The sequence below is a fragment of the Ruegeria sp. YTSC199 genome, from assembly GCF_059609725.1.
In genome coordinates, this window is the sequence record NZ_JBXWMF010000031.1 from 17494 (window position 1) to 32337 (window position 14844).

General features: G+C 54.2%; 16 protein-coding genes. 15 read left to right on the top strand and 1 reads right to left on the bottom strand.

Going from position 1 to position 14844, the window contains the following annotated elements:
- Positions 1 to 436 precede the first annotated feature (436 nt).
- From AC2FEE_RS21655 to AC2FEE_RS21695, 9 genes are all read left to right on the top strand, one after another.
- The gene (locus AC2FEE_RS21655) at positions 437 to 643 is read left to right on the top strand and encodes a cold-shock protein (protein ID WP_496770095.1); all 207 of its coding nucleotides are present in this window, start codon (positions 437 to 439) and stop codon (positions 641 to 643) included.
- Between the two features lie 144 nt (positions 644 to 787).
- Positions 788 to 1717: a fatty acid desaturase gene (locus AC2FEE_RS21660; protein WP_496777361.1), complete on the top strand. Its 930-nt coding sequence runs from the start codon at positions 788 to 790 to the stop codon at positions 1715 to 1717.
- 650 nt (positions 1718 to 2367) lie between these two features.
- Complete coding sequence (locus AC2FEE_RS21665; RefSeq protein ID WP_496867442.1) at positions 2368 to 2721, top strand: hypothetical protein; 354 nt, start codon at positions 2368 to 2370, stop codon at positions 2719 to 2721.
- Complete coding sequence (locus tag AC2FEE_RS21670) at positions 2711 to 3550, top strand: hypothetical protein (protein ID WP_496867443.1); 840 nt, start codon at positions 2711 to 2713, stop codon at positions 3548 to 3550. The genes AC2FEE_RS21665 and AC2FEE_RS21670 overlap by 11 nt, the downstream gene beginning before the upstream one ends.
- Positions 3551 to 3633: 83 nt before the next feature.
- Positions 3634 to 4833, top strand: a complete 1200-nt coding sequence (locus tag AC2FEE_RS21675; protein ID WP_496867444.1) for an N-acetyltransferase DgcN family protein — start codon at positions 3634 to 3636, stop codon at positions 4831 to 4833.
- The gene (locus AC2FEE_RS21680) at positions 4830 to 5951 is read left to right on the top strand and encodes an alanine/ornithine racemase family PLP-dependent enzyme (protein WP_496867446.1); all 1122 of its coding nucleotides are present in this window, start codon (positions 4830 to 4832) and stop codon (positions 5949 to 5951) included. The genes AC2FEE_RS21675 and AC2FEE_RS21680 overlap by 4 nt, the downstream gene beginning before the upstream one ends.
- Before the next feature lie 49 nt (positions 5952 to 6000).
- Positions 6001 to 6213 carry a hypothetical protein gene (locus AC2FEE_RS21685; protein WP_298855321.1) on the top strand — a complete coding sequence of 71 codons (213 nt, stop codon included), beginning with the start codon at positions 6001 to 6003 and terminating at the stop codon, positions 6211 to 6213.
- Positions 6214 to 6332: 119 nt separating this feature from the next.
- On the top strand, positions 6333 to 6614 hold the full coding sequence (locus AC2FEE_RS21690; RefSeq protein ID WP_176865828.1) for a hypothetical protein: 282 nt from the start codon (positions 6333 to 6335) through the stop codon (positions 6612 to 6614).
- Between the two features lie 493 nt (positions 6615 to 7107).
- Complete coding sequence (locus tag AC2FEE_RS21695; protein WP_496867448.1) at positions 7108 to 9168, top strand: adenylate/guanylate cyclase domain-containing protein; 2061 nt, start codon at positions 7108 to 7110, stop codon at positions 9166 to 9168.
- Positions 9169 to 9354: 186 nt separating this feature from the next.
- Here the strand turns inward: AC2FEE_RS21695 and AC2FEE_RS21700 are convergent, their stop codons facing one another.
- On the bottom strand, positions 9355 to 10119 hold the full coding sequence (locus AC2FEE_RS21700) for an AraC family transcriptional regulator (protein ID WP_496867449.1): 765 nt from the start codon (positions 10117 to 10119) through the stop codon (positions 9355 to 9357).
- Between the two features lie 119 nt (positions 10120 to 10238).
- Between AC2FEE_RS21700 and AC2FEE_RS21705 the strand changes: the two genes are divergently transcribed.
- The 6 genes from AC2FEE_RS21705 (at position 10239) to AC2FEE_RS21730 (ending at position 14703) form a co-directional block, all read left to right on the top strand.
- Positions 10239 to 11489 (top strand): MFS transporter, encoded by a 1251-nt coding sequence (locus AC2FEE_RS21705; RefSeq protein ID WP_496867450.1) that lies wholly within the window; start codon positions 10239 to 10241, stop codon positions 11487 to 11489.
- 71 nt (positions 11490 to 11560) lie between these two features.
- The gene (locus AC2FEE_RS21710) at positions 11561 to 11977 is read left to right on the top strand and encodes a VOC family protein (RefSeq protein WP_496867452.1); all 417 of its coding nucleotides are present in this window, start codon (positions 11561 to 11563) and stop codon (positions 11975 to 11977) included.
- Positions 11978 to 12205: 228 nt separating this feature from the next.
- Entirely contained in the window at positions 12206 to 12775 is a 570-nt protein-coding gene (locus AC2FEE_RS21715) for a DUF2087 domain-containing protein (protein ID WP_496867453.1), read from the top strand.
- Complete coding sequence (locus tag AC2FEE_RS21720; RefSeq protein ID WP_496867454.1) at positions 12768 to 13148, top strand: GFA family protein; 381 nt, start codon at positions 12768 to 12770, stop codon at positions 13146 to 13148. Before AC2FEE_RS21715 ends, AC2FEE_RS21720 begins: the two co-directional genes overlap by 8 nt.
- Positions 13149 to 13431: 283 nt before the next feature.
- The gene (locus AC2FEE_RS21725; RefSeq protein ID WP_496867487.1) at positions 13432 to 13776 is read left to right on the top strand and encodes an AAA family ATPase; all 345 of its coding nucleotides are present in this window, start codon (positions 13432 to 13434) and stop codon (positions 13774 to 13776) included.
- 429 nt (positions 13777 to 14205) lie between these two features.
- The gene (locus AC2FEE_RS21730; protein WP_496867455.1) at positions 14206 to 14703 is read left to right on the top strand and encodes a GNAT family N-acetyltransferase; all 498 of its coding nucleotides are present in this window, start codon (positions 14206 to 14208) and stop codon (positions 14701 to 14703) included.
- The last annotated feature ends 141 nt before the right edge of the window (positions 14704 to 14844 follow it).

Below are 14844 nucleotides of genomic sequence, written 5' to 3' on the forward strand. Positions count from 1 at the left end.
AACGCCCGTGTCTTCGTTGCAGAACTCCATTCTGGAGCGAAGGGTTTGGGGAGCGGATTTGTCGGCGCTGCAAAGGACTGAACGCGTGGCGAAACGGTGTGTCGGTTAGACCTGGGTTAGCTCGGCGTCGTTAATTTCTGACAACAGTGCAACCGCCCAAGCTTGATCATAATTCAGGCGATGTTATTGGTGTATAAGACCTCTTCACCCTGATTTTCCGTACCAGCCCATCGGTTAGCTTAATCTTTTCAAGATCGTGCAACTCTTCGGGGGATCAAGGCTTGTTTGATGCTCCCCAGCAGCCCATCTATACTGGGCTAACGTTTTTCTTTTTCGACCTGCTGTCTCCCAAAATCGGCGTTCAGTCTTTCGATTCAGACCGACCACGCCGAGCCGTCGCAATAGTGCGGGCGGCTGTTATTAGGAGACTTACACCATGGCAAATGGCACCGTGAAATGGTTCAACTCAACCAAAGGTTTCGGCTTCATTGAACCGGAAAATGGCAAGAACGACGTATTCGTACATATTTCGGCGCTTGAGCGGTCCGGCATCAGTGAACTTCAAGATGGCCAGAAGGTCACTTTTGATTTGGAATCTGGTCGTGACGGGCGCGATAACGCCGCTAACTTGGCGCTGGCCTAAACGTTTTATGGGCACCCTTGTGGGTGCCCGTTTGGACATTTAAGTCCGATGAGAGATCGGAGGGCCACCAGGTTGCAACCTCAGGATTGGACTAGAGTTCTCGCGCAATACCGCGCATCGAACACCGGACGCAGTGTCTTCGAATTGACAATCACTGTTATACCTTTTGTTGTGTTATGGGTCGCTGCCTGGCATGCATTGTCCATTAGCGTCTGGATCTCCACTTCGCTGGCAATATTGAATGCCGCCTTCCTGGTCCGCTTGTTCATAATCATGCACGATTGCGGTCATGGGGCGTTTTTCAAAAGCCGTGTACTTTGCAATTGGACAGGCCGGTTTCTGGGTGTTCTGGCGCTCACACCATATGATGTCTGGCGCCAAACCCATGCAATTCACCATTCTTCAACCGGTAATCTGGATCGGCGCGGTATCGGAGACTTACCGACCTTGACTGTCGACGAATATGTGAACCGCAAGTGGATCGGACGCGCCTTGTATCGCTTGGTTCGACACCCATTGTTCATGTTTGGCGTCGTCCCAATCTATACGTTTTTTATCCTATATCGGCTGCCCGTCGGATTAATGCATGCTGGCTGGCAGTATTGGCTAAGCGCAATGGCGACAAACGTTGTGATAGCTACTGTTTTGGGTGGAGTCTATTGGGTCGGAGGTGTGGATGCACTGTTGTTTGTGTTTCTCCCCACTATGATTTTAGCTGCTTCAATTGGTGTCTGGCTTTTCTACATCCAGCATCAATTCGAGCACACAACCTGGGAACACGAAGAGCAGTGGAAACTACAGCATGCAGCATTCTATGGCAGCTCTCACTATGCCCTACCTGGTCCTCTACGCTGGTTCACTGCGAATATAGGTGTGCACCATGTTCATCACATGGCCAGCCGGATACCTTTTTACAGACTTGATGAAGTGCTGCGCGATCACGGTGAACTCGCCGATTGTCAGCGCATTACGCTCTATGAAAGCCTGCACTGTGCGCGGCTGCACCTTTGGGACGAAAGCCGTCAACGCCTGCTGACATTTTCTGAGGCGTTATCGCACGCCAAAACTGCATAACTTTCAATGTAGTCTGGCGCGCACGAGGTATGCTTCGATTGTATCCTCACTAAGTGCTCGAACGGCCTTTAGACGGTGGAGATCGGTCAGAGCCTTTATTACCTGTTCTTTGTGATGCAGCAAATGTCGGCTTCAGAGTGGCATGCTAAAGAGGCTACATAAGTGGTCACGAATTTGCCGATACACGAGGCGAATGCCAGATTGAAACCACTCCCTTCATCGGCATCCGGGGCCTTGGAATAAGCGTTAGGCCCATGAACGTTGTAATACCGTCGCCAAGTGGTTATGTTAAGTCCACTAAAGTTCTGGTTTTCTGCGGCCTAGGCGTATCGCCTGCTAGAGTGAACTAAGTTCTTCCATCATGAAAATTCAGCTGTCACGTCCTCTACTTGGATCTGATGTTTGGGAAGGTTGCCGATGTTTTCGCGCACAACCACATCGCTTGTGACGGTTGTTGATCCGTTGTGGTGATCAGACGCACCGGTGGTTTGCCAAAGAACCACAACGCAACCGTTGATCAAACAAGCTTCCGGTAGGCCCGAACTGGACCTATCGGTCATCGCGACTTGGGAAGGACCCTAGCGCGAGAATAAGAATGCGAAAAAGAAACAAAACAGCGCGGCGGCGCTTTCTCCGCCAGAGGATCCAAAATGACATTTCCAGAATGGACGAAACCAGGCATCTACGGTGCTTTGTGTGGTGCGATTGCGGTCTCGATCCTTGGCTTTACCTGGGGCGGGTGGACAACCAGCGGTGGCGCTCAAGAATTGGCGAAGGACCATGCAAACGAGGAAGTGACGCTCGCGATGGTGCCGGTTTGCCTGAACAGGTCAGCCGCTGACCCCAGGCGCGAAGAAATAATCGTAACCCTCCAAGAGGCCTCTGGCTTCAGTCGCCGCAAGGCTATGATGGATACGGGTTGGGCTACGCTGCCGGGGTCGGAAACGCCAAGCCGCGACCTTGCAGATGCCTGTATCGCGGGGCTTGAGCTGGATGGATCATAACTCAGAGGCAATGCCGCAACTCTGTCGGGCGATCTGGGGAGCGCACCTGTCACCAGGCATTCAGATGATTGCGGCTCTGATTGTGCTCCCAATCTGTGCTCTGCTTCTGTTTTCAACGCCTGCATATGCTCAATCCACATCGCAACCTGTGCCTGAAAATGCCACTGCAAGGAGCTACGGCGAAGGTTGGAAATGTAACGCCGGGTACAGGCTGAGTGGCGACGTCTGCGCCGTTGTCATAGTGCCAGCAAATGCGTATCCGACCAACCGCACCTATGGTTCTGGTTGGGAATGTCTTCATGGTTTTCGCAAGAACGATGATACCGACTGTGTTGCGGTAACTGTACCCGATGGTGGATTTCTTGATCCATCAGGTGAGCGCTGGCATTGCTCTCGCGGTTTTCAAAAAATCGATGACACGTGTCAAGAAATTGTCGTGCCCGCAAACGCCTACCTGGCAGCTACGACCTATGGGCCCGCGTGGGAATGCAAACGTGGGTTTGAAGCATTGGACGACCTTTGCGTTGCCATTGTAGTCCCGACCAACGCGTATCTGAATTCATCAGGATACGGCCGACCCTGGACATGCGAACGTGGATACTTTGCACAGGATGGATTATGCGCGCCTGTTGTGATCCCTGAACATGCCTACTTCGACGATGCAACTTACGGCACGGGATGGAAGTGCGAGCGGGGATACGCAGCCTCAGGTGTGAGCTGTGAAGTAATAGACCTTCCTGCGAATGCCCATCTCGACAGGTCCGGAAACCGCTGGGACTGCAACAAGAATTTCAAGTTGTCTAAAGGTCTGTGCGTTCTCGATAACTGAGCGCGCGGCACGATATTCTCGACTTCATTACCCGATGGTGACGTCAGCGTTGCCTTCGGCGTCGACCACATAAAGGAAACGTCATGAAAACCGACTTTAACGCGGCAAACACTATCCGTTGTCCCGTCAGTGGTGCACAAGCGCCGCCATTGACCAGCGATGAACCCGTAAGATCAACCTCTGCCACTCAGATCGTCTTGCCGCCAACTGCGATTGTCTATTGCCAAGGTAACTTCGCCAACATCGATGGCAAAACTGCAAATGGCCTCGTTCGTCATTCAGAGGCCTACAGGATTCAGTCTGTCATCGATAACAACTACGACGGTGAAGACAGCGGGCTGGTTCTTGACGGAACGGTTAACCATATTCCGGTCTTCAGAAGTTTGGACGCTGCTGTCGTCCATGAAGCCGTCATCCCAGATACATTCATTTACGGGATGGCACCATCTACGGGGAGACTCTCATCGACAGATCGCGACGTTGTTCTCGGCGCGATATCACTTGGTATGAACATCGTCAGTGGATTGCATGAATATCTGAGCGATGACCCTGAAATCGCGTCTTTTGCGGCCGAACGCAAAGTCACCATCCGGGATATTCGAAAACCTAAACCCAGTAAGGATATGCGCCTGTTCGATGGAAGTATTGCTGGTGTGAAAGCGCTGCGCATAGCTGTTCTTGGGACCGATTGCGCCATTGGAAAGCGGACAACAGCGACCGTTTTGGCCCGTGCCTTGAACGCAAGGGGCATCAAGACTGTTCTTGTTGGGACGGGCCAGACGGGTTTGATGCAGGGCGCAAAATATGGCGTGGCAATGGATGCCGTGCCGCCGCAGTTTTGTTGTGGCGAGCTTGAAGGTGCGATTGTTGACGCTTCCGAGGCTGAACAGCCCGATGTCATATTGATCGAAGGTCAAGGGGCGTTGAGTCATCCGGCGTTCTGCACATCCGCCTTTATCCTGCGGGGCAGCCAGCCGGACGCGGTGATCCTTCAACACGCTCCAAAGCGCGCGCATCGCTGTGATTTTCCCAATCTGCCAATGCCCAAGCCTGTAAGTGAGATTGCCCTTATCGAAGCGTTTGCTGACACAAAAGTCATCGGCGTCACGCTCAATCATGAGGGGATGTCTGAAGCCGAGATTACCGACACTATCGCCGCACAGTCAAAAATACTCGGGTTACCCGTAACGGATGTACTTAGCCGGCCGGCATCGCATTTGCTCGCAATGGTTGTCGCCGCCTATCCTGGGTTGAATCAATCCACGCCTGTGGCTGCGATATGAGCACCCCCCGCATTGAGGTGCATCTGAGCAAGATACGCCACAATGCGCAGACTGTGGTCGGGCGCCTCAAGACACGCGGCATCAGTGTCACCGGTGTGACCAAGGCAGTGTGTGGGCATCCAACCATCGCTCGGGCCATGCTGGACGGTGGCGCTGTGGGACTTGCAGAAGCGCGTCTTAGCAACGTGCGGAAGTTACGCAATGCGGGCATGGCATGCCCGATCACCTTGATCCGTACACCAACACTGAGCCAGGTCGATCAGGTCGTCCAGTACTGTGAGGCAAGCTACAACACAGAGATCCTCGTGATTACCGCTCTGGCCGCCGCCGCGATCCGGAAGGACTGCATTCACGGCATTATCCTGATGGTTGAGATGGGCGATCTGCGTGAAGGGATCATGCCAAAAGACCTCGGCTCATTTGCACAACAAGTGGTGGACATGCCCGGTGTCGCGCTGAAGGGCATCGGAGCGAACTTCGCATGTCTGAATGGAATTGCCCCGAATGCTGCAGACATGGACGCCTTGTCTGTCCTGGCGAATGACACAGAGGGACAGTTTGGTCCCTTCCTTCAGACGGTATCTGGCGGTAACTCGGCCAACCTTCCTTGGGCCTTCAGTGGACACCCAGCTGGGCGTATTAACGATTTAAGGCTGGGGGAAGCAATACTTCTGGGCGTTGATCCGGTTTCCGGAGATCAGATAGGCGGGATGTATACGGATGCCTTTACGCTTGTCGCCGAGGTCATTGAAACAGGGTCCAAACCTGCAACTCACCCTCAGAGCATCTGCGACCCGGTATTCAAAAGACTTTATCTTGTCCCAAAAAGTGGACAGAGCACACAATTAGTTCTCGCCATTGGTCAGCAAGATACGGACGTTTTCGGGCTTTCGATGCCTCCTGGAAACAGACTCATCGGTGCAACAAGCGATCATCTTGTCATCGGCACATCCCATTCGACACAGAGCGTAGGATCGGAAATGAGGTTCCAAATGAACTATAGTGCGTTGATGAAAGCTATGTCTGCTCCTGACGTTCAGACAAAACTGCTCCGTGGCAGTCCTTCACGACACGCGCGTGTCTCTCAAGGACCAGGCAATCACCTGGCATCAATTTGAAATACTTAACTGATAAATGCGCCGTTGGAAACGGATAGGAGAATAACCATTGGCAAAGCCGAAAAAAGCAACTCTCTTCAATGCACACGTTCCCATGGCGGAAACGCCGATGGAAAAAACAACGCGAGTCGTTCGGGAAATGGTCAACGAAGAAGCAGAGCAAAGACAGATCAAGAACGCTCGGCTTCGCAAAACTCGGCTCGAAAGGGATGCGAAGACACCATCTGAAGCCAGTCCGCCGAAGCCCGTCAAAAATCGGTGACAAGAACGTTGGCCCTCCTCTCCACGCGACTTGATTGAGCGAAACACAAACAAAGTGGCTAGCGAGCACTGTTTATCTCATGCATCAGTAGCGCCCGTACTCGCTTCAAGGATATTGTCATGACACTCTCAGATGAGAGCTCAGAAAAAGTTCACTATATCTGCCAGACATATGTCGAACAGAAGCCAGGACGCGGAGGGCAAGGAAGCCTGAAAATTGGCAAGCAATTTGAATACTCCACGGCAGCGGAGGCACAAAACAGAGCAGAAAGAGAAGCGCAATCCGACGATTGCGCTGGCGCCGATGCCTACATGGTCAGTGAGGATCCGAACAGTGGCGAAGTCGGGTCGCCAAGTTTCCTCATTCGGCTTGGCAACGTCCCGGAATTTGACGAATTTTAGATATTTTGCTGGCTTCAGCTTAGCTCTCTATTTGCACCTTGAATTCGGTACTAGCTCGACCAGATACACATCTTTTGGTGCCAGCAAAATAGACCATTTTGGACGTGGGTTTTGCAAAGAAACTGGGCCATGAATACCAGAAAAAACGGTCATTGGTGCAAGCGCAGCGAAAGCTAATTTTGTCCCGCGATCTGTGAGTTCGAGCGAGAGTGGATCACTCACATGCGGCGAATGTCTGGTATGCGGGCTGCTGCTGCAGCATCGCCGCCACAGGACGAAGGTCGGCTATGGGCCGCACGTTCATCTGCACACAGCGTCTGGCAAAATCGCAAAGGTCAGCTACAGTAGACAATGTTCAAGCGCCCGCTTCAACACAGTCCTTTGCTGCTACCTAACAGTTGCGTGAGATTTTGGGATAGGTCGAAGAAAGTTGTGCCCTCCTAACAATTTCAATTCAATACTGAAGAATATGAGCAATTTGGCGGAGATTTAAGTGCGACTTAGCGTCGGCATCGCTGTGTCAATTCTGGTGGCTGTGTCTATCGGTGTGTCGACCTTTATTGTCCATTCCCTATGGTGGACGACTGCACGCGACAATAGCCGCATGCTTGCAGCTGAAATCAACGGCCAGATCGCGAACACAGTCCGTATCGAACTGGGGGTGACGCTTAGGTCGGCCGAAGCCGCCTGGGCAGCCGTTCGTACGATCTTTGTCCAGAACGTCATCGCGACGCGACAGGCCGACAAGCGCGAGTTTGTTTTTCTGTCGCAATTGCAGGCGCAGCCGAATATCTCATGGATGTTCTTTGGCTGGCCCGATGGCAATTTTTTCGCGTCGCACCGTCTAGGTGACGGCGGGCTTGAAATGATTGAAATCGACAAGGGAATCCGCGACCGAATGCTGCGGAAGGATCGCTACATCTTTATCCCCGGTGACATTCAGTTCGAGGAGCGGACCTTTACCGAAACATCCTATGATCCGCGCGAACATGCCTGGTTTGAAAACTTCATGGGTCTCAGCTCTGCGGGGTGGATCGAAACGCGCGACCTTCCGGATAGTAAAAAAACCGTTTACGCCTTTGCTGGTCCGATAGACGTCAACCGAACGCGGCAAGGTGTTCTGGCCGTTGCAATCGAAACGGATCGTTTGTCACGTTTTCTCGCCAAGCTCGCGCCCGGCGAATTCGGCGCGGCATTTATTCTGAACGCTGACGGCAAAGTTATTGCGGTACCTGATGCAGAAGCGGATGAGATTACCCCAGCGCGCATGGGCGAAGGGAAGCTTTATGAAGTTGCCATGATCTCAGGCGAAAGGTTGTTGGCAGACCGCCAAGCGAATGCCCAGGGCACGTTGACGAAACGCGTCGTCATCGACGGCGTGCCTTATGCGGTGGCGCTGACGCCATTGGGGTTTTACGGCTGGCGCGTTGCCACGGTCATACCCGAAGCGGCGTTTCTGTCGGGCATCGATGAAACGCTGATAAACCTGATATACGTATTGATCGGTGTTGTGGTCGTCGCAACCGGGTTGGCGATCTGGCTGATCCGAAGCATTGTCGCAAATCCGTTGGCACGCATCGCCGAAGATCTTGGCAAAATCGAACGCTTTGACGTCGAACGCATTGAGCGCAGACCCTCCAAACTGTCTGAGCTTGCCAATCTTTCTGCGGCAGCCGCGAGCATGGCCGCTGGTTTGTCCGCTTTCCGAAAATTCGTGCCCACCGACCTCGTGCGTATGCTGGTTGCTGAGGGCATCAAGATACAGCCGGGCGGAGAAATGAAACAGATCTCTGTGTTGTTTTGCGATGTAACGGGTTTCACCGGGCTGTCCGAAAAACTTGGCCCAAAGATTGTCCAACTGATGGAGCCCTTTTTCAGCGCGGCCTCTGCGGCCATTACTCAAAACGGTGGGACGATCGACAAGTTTATTGGCGATGCCGTGATGGCGTTTTGGGGGGCGCCGCGTAAAGATGCCAACCACGCTGAAAATGCCTGCCGCGCAGCGCTGGACCTTGTCGCTGCCGTGGGCGCGTCCGGAATTAAAGATGAGGCCGGCAACCCCCTGTGCGTCAGGATCGGGGTGAACAGCGGCGAAGCTCTGGTCGGAAATATCGGATCAGAGCAGCGGTTGAACTACACCGCGATCGGTGATGTCGTGAACGTTGCCAGTCGGTTGGAAGGGGCCAACAAAGACTATGGAACGCTGATCCTGGTCGGGCCGGAAACGAGGCGACAGGCCGCTGACGCAATTGTGGTCCGCGAGTTGGATACGGTTACCGTGTTTGGACGTGTTGAAGAGCTGGTGGTCTACGAACTGATCGTGATGGCGGATGGACGTGATGGATCATTTGCCTGGATAGAGGCTTATGAACAGGGCCTCGCACATTATCGGACAGGGCGGTTTGAAGAGGCCGTTGCCGCATTCGCGGCCGCAGACCAGGCGCGAAACGGAGACCCCGCCTCAATCGCCATGATGGCCCGTGCCCAAGACCTGTTAGATAGGCCGCCAAAGGAAGGCTGGCGTGCAGTTACAAGCACCAATAAGAACCAGTAGGTAACATCCGTTTAAGTTAGGGGGCTTCGGGAAAGCCCGACAAGTGTCGTTTTGTGTGAGCTCAGCACGCCGGGGACTTCGCTCTCGCAGCGAATTTCCGGAAAGTCGGTGCGACCGCAGCATCACCACGCGGTCGCCGAATGACCGGTAAGGGCCGCAGCAAACATCTGACCGTTTTGGTAAAACCTACCGGTTCCTCAAAACCTCTCTCGGACTAACGCCAAGAGTTTGTCGGAACATGTAACTGAAAGCGCTGGCGGACTCGTATCCCATCTCGAAGGCAACTGAGGTGACGTTGTCGCCAGACGCAAGCAGCGATACCGCATGCAAGACCCGCGCATGGCGCAACCACTTCGAGGGCGGCATGCCTGTTTCTGCGATAAACAATCGTTCGATGGTCTTTCGGCTCGCAGGTACATCTGACAACCAAGCATCGACCGATCGAATGCCGCCTGGGTCCTCGAGGGCATCCTGCGCGACATCGACAAGCCGTGCATCTTTGGGCAAAACTAGAGAGAGCGGCACGTCCTTCGCAGCGAGTAGCTCATGTCGAAGCAAAGTGTGCAGTGCTTTGTTGTGCTTGACGGTTCGCATGCTTGTGGCTTCTGGCATCGCCGCAACAAACAATGCATCCAGAAGTGGTGTCATGGCCACGACCCGGCAATCTGGCCCAAGCCACTCTGCCTCTTCGCGATTGACATCGACATAGTGCATGACGTTGTTCGCCCCATAGCGCATCCAATGTTCTTTGTCCGGGGGAATCCAGATCGCCATAGCGGGACTGAGCAGCAGGACCCGGTCCGGGGTTCCGATATACATCGAACCCGAGGCCGCGGAGATGAGTTGACCAAAATTGTGGGAATGCCAGTCGTAGCTTTCACCTGACGCTGGCTCAATCGTTTCCCCGAGATAGCGTGGTCGGTACGATGTTGTCGGCTTGCTGCCCTTCAATGACGAATCCTCGATAACAGTCGTCTCTCTGTCGACAGACAGACATATCACCTTTCGCTATCAATTGCCAATCAGTCGGGCACTGTGCCCGATGTTTCGCACTCAATAGGTAAGCCACCATGACAGAACGATCCCTGATGGCCTGGTTCGCCGCAGGACACTTCGCCATCGACTGGCCAATTGCAGCGCTATGGTTGATTGTCCCGGCGGCTGGACTGTCCATGGACCTTTCACCCGCTGAAATCGGTCTACTGTTTACGCTATTCAGCGTCGGCGGTGCATTAACCTATGTGCCAGCAGGCCTCGCCGCGGATTGGGTTTCGAACCGCGGCCGACTTCTTGTCAGCACTTTTTTCTGGGTCGTCGTGGGATATGCGCTCGCAGCACAGGCGCCAGGATTTTGGAGCCTTGCAATCCTACTGGCGCTCGCTGGGATGGGCAACGCGGCCTGGCATCCGATTGCAACCGGAGTACTGACCGGCGCCAACAAGACAACGCGCGCCCGCGCTTTGGGAATACATGCGGTTGGAGGGTCTTTTGCGGAGGTGTTCGCGCCATTGTCGATTGGGTTGCTTTTATCGGCTGTGGATTGGCGCGTTGCTCTGGCGCTTTCGGTGCTTCCAACCGCCTTTGTTGGCATGTGCTTCTTATGGGTCGCGCGGACGGTTCCTTTGTCCGAAGCTTCGCGCATCACTCACAAGGATTTCGTGCTGCTTCTGAAGGTTTGGCGCAGTCGAAAGGGGGTCTGCCTCGTTGCCATGGCCTCACTCTACAATATGGCATTGATCGCTCTGCTAAGTATGATCCCGCTCTACTTGGCGACGGCTCACGCACTCGCACCCGGGAAAATAGGGGTCATCTTCGCGGCCATGCTTGTGGCCGGGGCGCTCGCCCAGCCGTTGGTCGGATCGATTTCCGACAATCTCGGCCGTTTTCCGGTACTCGCAACTGGAAACGGCTTTGCTGCGCTGGCTATCGGTGTACTGGTGTTCGAGCCTCCGTTCTGGGTCATGATAGCCATGATGTCCTTTGGGGTCGCTTCGCTGGACGCTGTACGGGCGACAATCCTGGCAGCCGCGGTTGATCACTCGGATCGCAAGGAAAGTACGACGCTAGGTTTCGCGTTTACCTTGCTGGACGGCATAGGTGCGTTTGGAGCGGTTCTAGCCGGGATTGCCGCTGGCATATCCTGGCATGCCATGTTTTGCCTTGCTTCAGCTCTTGCTGGCGGCGCCGCCATTCTTGCCATCAGCAGTTTGCGCGCTTCTGCTAGACCCAGTCGTCCCACGTCAATTGCTCCGATTGGCGGAGAACGCATGACGATCGAAGAGACTAAGGTCGAACATGCGCGGCGGTACTGGTTCCTTTAAGCAAACGCGTAAACCGCCGCGACTAAACGCGCCAAGCGACGAATAGGAACAAATCACAAGGATGCATAATGATGATTGCCTACATCACAATCGGTGCCGATGACATGAAGCGTGCGGAACGCTTCTACTCCGCGTTTCTGCCAGATCTCGGGTATCAGTTAGAACACTATCATGGTGACCTGAGCTACGCGCTTCCTACAAAGCCCGGGCAGGCACCAAACCTGCCTGAGTTCTACGTCAAATCTCCTTTTGACGGCCAGCCCGCTTCAACGGGAAATGGCACGATGGTCGCGTTTGAGGCGCGCAGCCAGCAACAAGTTCGTGATCTCCATGCCACAGCACTTGAGGCGGGAGGAAAAGATGATGGCGCGCCGGGCTTCAGAGATGCTTACGGTCCCAACTTTTTCGTCGGATACCTGCGCGATCCTCAAGGCAACAAAATCGCACTATTCTCCGGCGATCAGAGTGAACCAGGAAGAGACGGATGACGGAATCTGTCTGTTTGGGTGGGCAATACAACGATGGCCTTGGTCTCGGTCGCATCGTTTGCTATCTCCTTTGCACGGTCGGCAGACACCGAGGCGTCGCTGCTCCTCAGGGAGAGCTAAACCTGCCAAATAGATCGAATGGCATAGCATTCACTTACATAGATGAGAGCGCCACTTCGTTAAGTTAGCGACCGACGATCCAGCATCGGCGCTTGATGTGGAAGTCCCATGCCTAAAATCCCTCTGCCGTTACACGCGGACGACTTGACCTTGTTTGTGCGATCCCTCGCCAAGCAACTAGGTGATGCCAGTCCACCGCACCTCGTGCTTATGAATATGGCTGCGCGTGCCGCAGGTTTTCAAAACGTTCAACACATGCGCTCGGTCAATGCCGCTGGCCAAAGACTTGCCCGCGCAACTAAACCGCCGCCTGTTGATGCGCGGGCCGTAGAGCGCGCCTTGCATCAATTCGATGCCGATGGTCGTCTCGTTCGTTGGCCGTCCAGACGCAACGTGCAAACGCTGGCTCTTTGGGCGCTCTGGGCAAGACTTCCACCGGCACAGTCGATGATGGAGCAGGAAGTCAACGAGCGTCTGAATCCCGAACACGTGTTCGAAGATCCAGCCACCCTGCGGCGCGTGATGATCTCTTGCGGGCTTCTCTCGCGCCGCAATGATTGCACTGACTACCGACGTGTCGAACAGGAGCCCCCAATCGAAGCGAAAGCTCTCATTCAAGCACTAAATGTGCGGCGCGGGAACCGTGCGCCAGGAGTTGAGGAGGTCGCACATGCATAGAGGGTCTTGCCTGTGCGGCGCCGTAAAGATTGTCGTCGAAGGTGACCTGCCACGCCCCACCGCGTGCCACTGTCAACAGTGTCGCAAGCATTCTGGTCATTACGAGGCCTCCATAGACATTCCCCGTACGGCACTTCGGGTCGAAGGAAAGGATGCCGTGCGCTGGTACCAATCTTCTGAAAAGGTTCGGCGAGGCTTCTGCGGTTCCTGTGGATCAACACTGTTCTGGGATCCGATCCACCATGACTGGACGGCTGTGGCCATGGGCACGTTCGATGAACAGACTGGTACATCTCTCGCGATGCATATCTTTGTGTCCGAGAAAGGGGACTACTATGAAATTGCAGATGAACTTCCTCAAAAAGAGAGATAGCGCGAAACAGAATTGGTTTGGGGAAACAGAAGGCCGCGCTGCTGCTGAGTTGCGAAATTCTGAAGTCGCCGTGTGTTACTTTGCTGCGTCAAGTTGCTTGGGCGGTCCCTTTGCTCATGGTGGGTCAATAATAACGGCATCGGCTTCAAGGGCTTGTTGACTGGTGCAGCAAAAATCGAACGGTCAGAGATTCCACGACTGATCTTGCAAAAGCCAGAACCCAAACTTCGACCATGACCAAGCAATTTGTGGATGGGAAACAGAGTTGAGACACAAGTTCGTTTTGCTGACAGGCTGCTCTGGTGGGGGAAAGTCAACGCTGCTTCAGGCCCTCGGTGAGCGCGGGCACGCTACGGTGCCAGAGCCTGGTCGGCGGATCGTTGCGGATGAATTGACCCGGGCAGGTCACGCATTGCCATGGGTGAACATGCACGCATTCGCCTTGCGTGCCGTTGAGGTTGCAAGGACCGACCTCCAGGCGGCGCGTGAGTTAAAAGGTTTGGTCTTTTTTGACCGTGGGTTGGTCGATGCAGCAGTTGCTTTAGTGAGTTCAGGTGGCCAGGACCTATCAGAAACACTGGGAAAAAAACGGCAGTATGCGAAGCAAGTATTTGTAGCCCCGCCATGAAAAGAGCTTTTCGCGCAGGATGGTGAACGCAGACACGATTTCTGCGCAGCAGTTCAGGAGCATCATCGTATTGCGCGTGCACTAGATACCCTTGGCTACTTGAGAACAGAGCTGCCAAAGGTATCAGTGCGACAACGCGTTGAATTCGTTCTGACCATGTGCGGTGCAGCTTAGACCAGTGGTCCGCATCACACTGTATCTGTGTTGTCGTTGCTCCGTAAACGATGCGCCAACAGCGAAAATCCGGAACGTGGCCTTTGACTGCTCTGCTTCGGCAGTTTGTCGGGCGTCAGCTCGGATCCGCCGCAGTGATATCGCTGATGGAGCAACTTATCGAGCGTCGTACTCAGCGGAAGATTTGCGCGTTGAGCGGAGAAGGTCTGGGCCTAACCCATAGCCACCGAAATCCATCGCCGCTAGTCTTTCGATGTGAAAAGGGCAGACCAATACAATTTCCGTAGCGCGACGGCGGCTGATCTTGATCAGCTGTTGGACTGGCAATCACGACCGCATGTCCGTGAATGGTGGGACTCTAAAGAACCTGGCGACAGCAAAGACTTCAATGACAGCCGTGTGGCGCGGTGGGTTGTTGAGGCAAACGGTCAACCCTTTGCCTACATGCAGGACTACACTGTGCATGGATGGGAGAACCATCATTTCTTCGATTTTCCAAAGGGTTCGCGTGGAATCGATCAATTTATTGGCGAACCGAGTATGATAGGGAAGGGGCACGGGCCTGCCTTCATAGTGCAAAGGCTGAAAGCGCTTTTTGACGCGGGTGTTCCAGTGGTCGCTACCGATCCGCACCCCGACAATGCTCGCGCCATTGCAGCCTACAAAAAAGCGGGCTTCAAGGAATTGCGACCCGCTGAAGAAACTCCCTGGGGTCTGATTCTCCCCATGGCTGTCTACTTGCAGCAGGGATAGCTCCAATATCCGCATTGTCCGCACAATTCTAACTTGTCATACGCTCAACTTCGCACCTGCAGCGAATGGCAGCAATGCGGGTTGCGAACGCAGAAACGTAGTGCCCTGTCGAGTGACTGGTTTGGGCCGCCCTTATCGGGC

Excerpts from the sequence above, each read along its gene's own strand:
- AC2FEE_RS21655 (WP_496770095.1), top strand. The coding sequence starts at position 437 with ATGGCAAATGGCACCGTGAAATGGTTCAACTCAACCAAAGGTTTCGGC.
- AC2FEE_RS21665 (WP_496867442.1), top strand. The coding sequence starts at position 2,368 with ATGACATTTCCAGAATGGACGAAACCAGGCATCTACGGTGCTTTGTGT.
- AC2FEE_RS21670 (WP_496867443.1), top strand. The coding sequence starts at position 2,711 with ATGGATCATAACTCAGAGGCAATGCCGCAACTCTGTCGGGCGATCTGG.
- AC2FEE_RS21675 (WP_496867444.1), top strand. The coding sequence starts at position 3,634 with ATGAAAACCGACTTTAACGCGGCAAACACTATCCGTTGTCCCGTCAGT.
- AC2FEE_RS21680 (WP_496867446.1), top strand. The coding sequence starts at position 4,830 with ATGAGCACCCCCCGCATTGAGGTGCATCTGAGCAAGATACGCCACAAT.
- AC2FEE_RS21690 (WP_176865828.1), top strand. The coding sequence starts at position 6,333 with ATGACACTCTCAGATGAGAGCTCAGAAAAAGTTCACTATATCTGCCAG.
- AC2FEE_RS21705 (WP_496867450.1), top strand. The coding sequence starts at position 10,239 with ATGACAGAACGATCCCTGATGGCCTGGTTCGCCGCAGGACACTTCGCC.
- AC2FEE_RS21710 (WP_496867452.1), top strand. The coding sequence starts at position 11,561 with ATGATTGCCTACATCACAATCGGTGCCGATGACATGAAGCGTGCGGAA.
- AC2FEE_RS21715 (WP_496867453.1), top strand. The coding sequence starts at position 12,206 with ATGCCTAAAATCCCTCTGCCGTTACACGCGGACGACTTGACCTTGTTT.
- AC2FEE_RS21720 (WP_496867454.1), top strand. The coding sequence starts at position 12,768 with ATGCATAGAGGGTCTTGCCTGTGCGGCGCCGTAAAGATTGTCGTCGAA.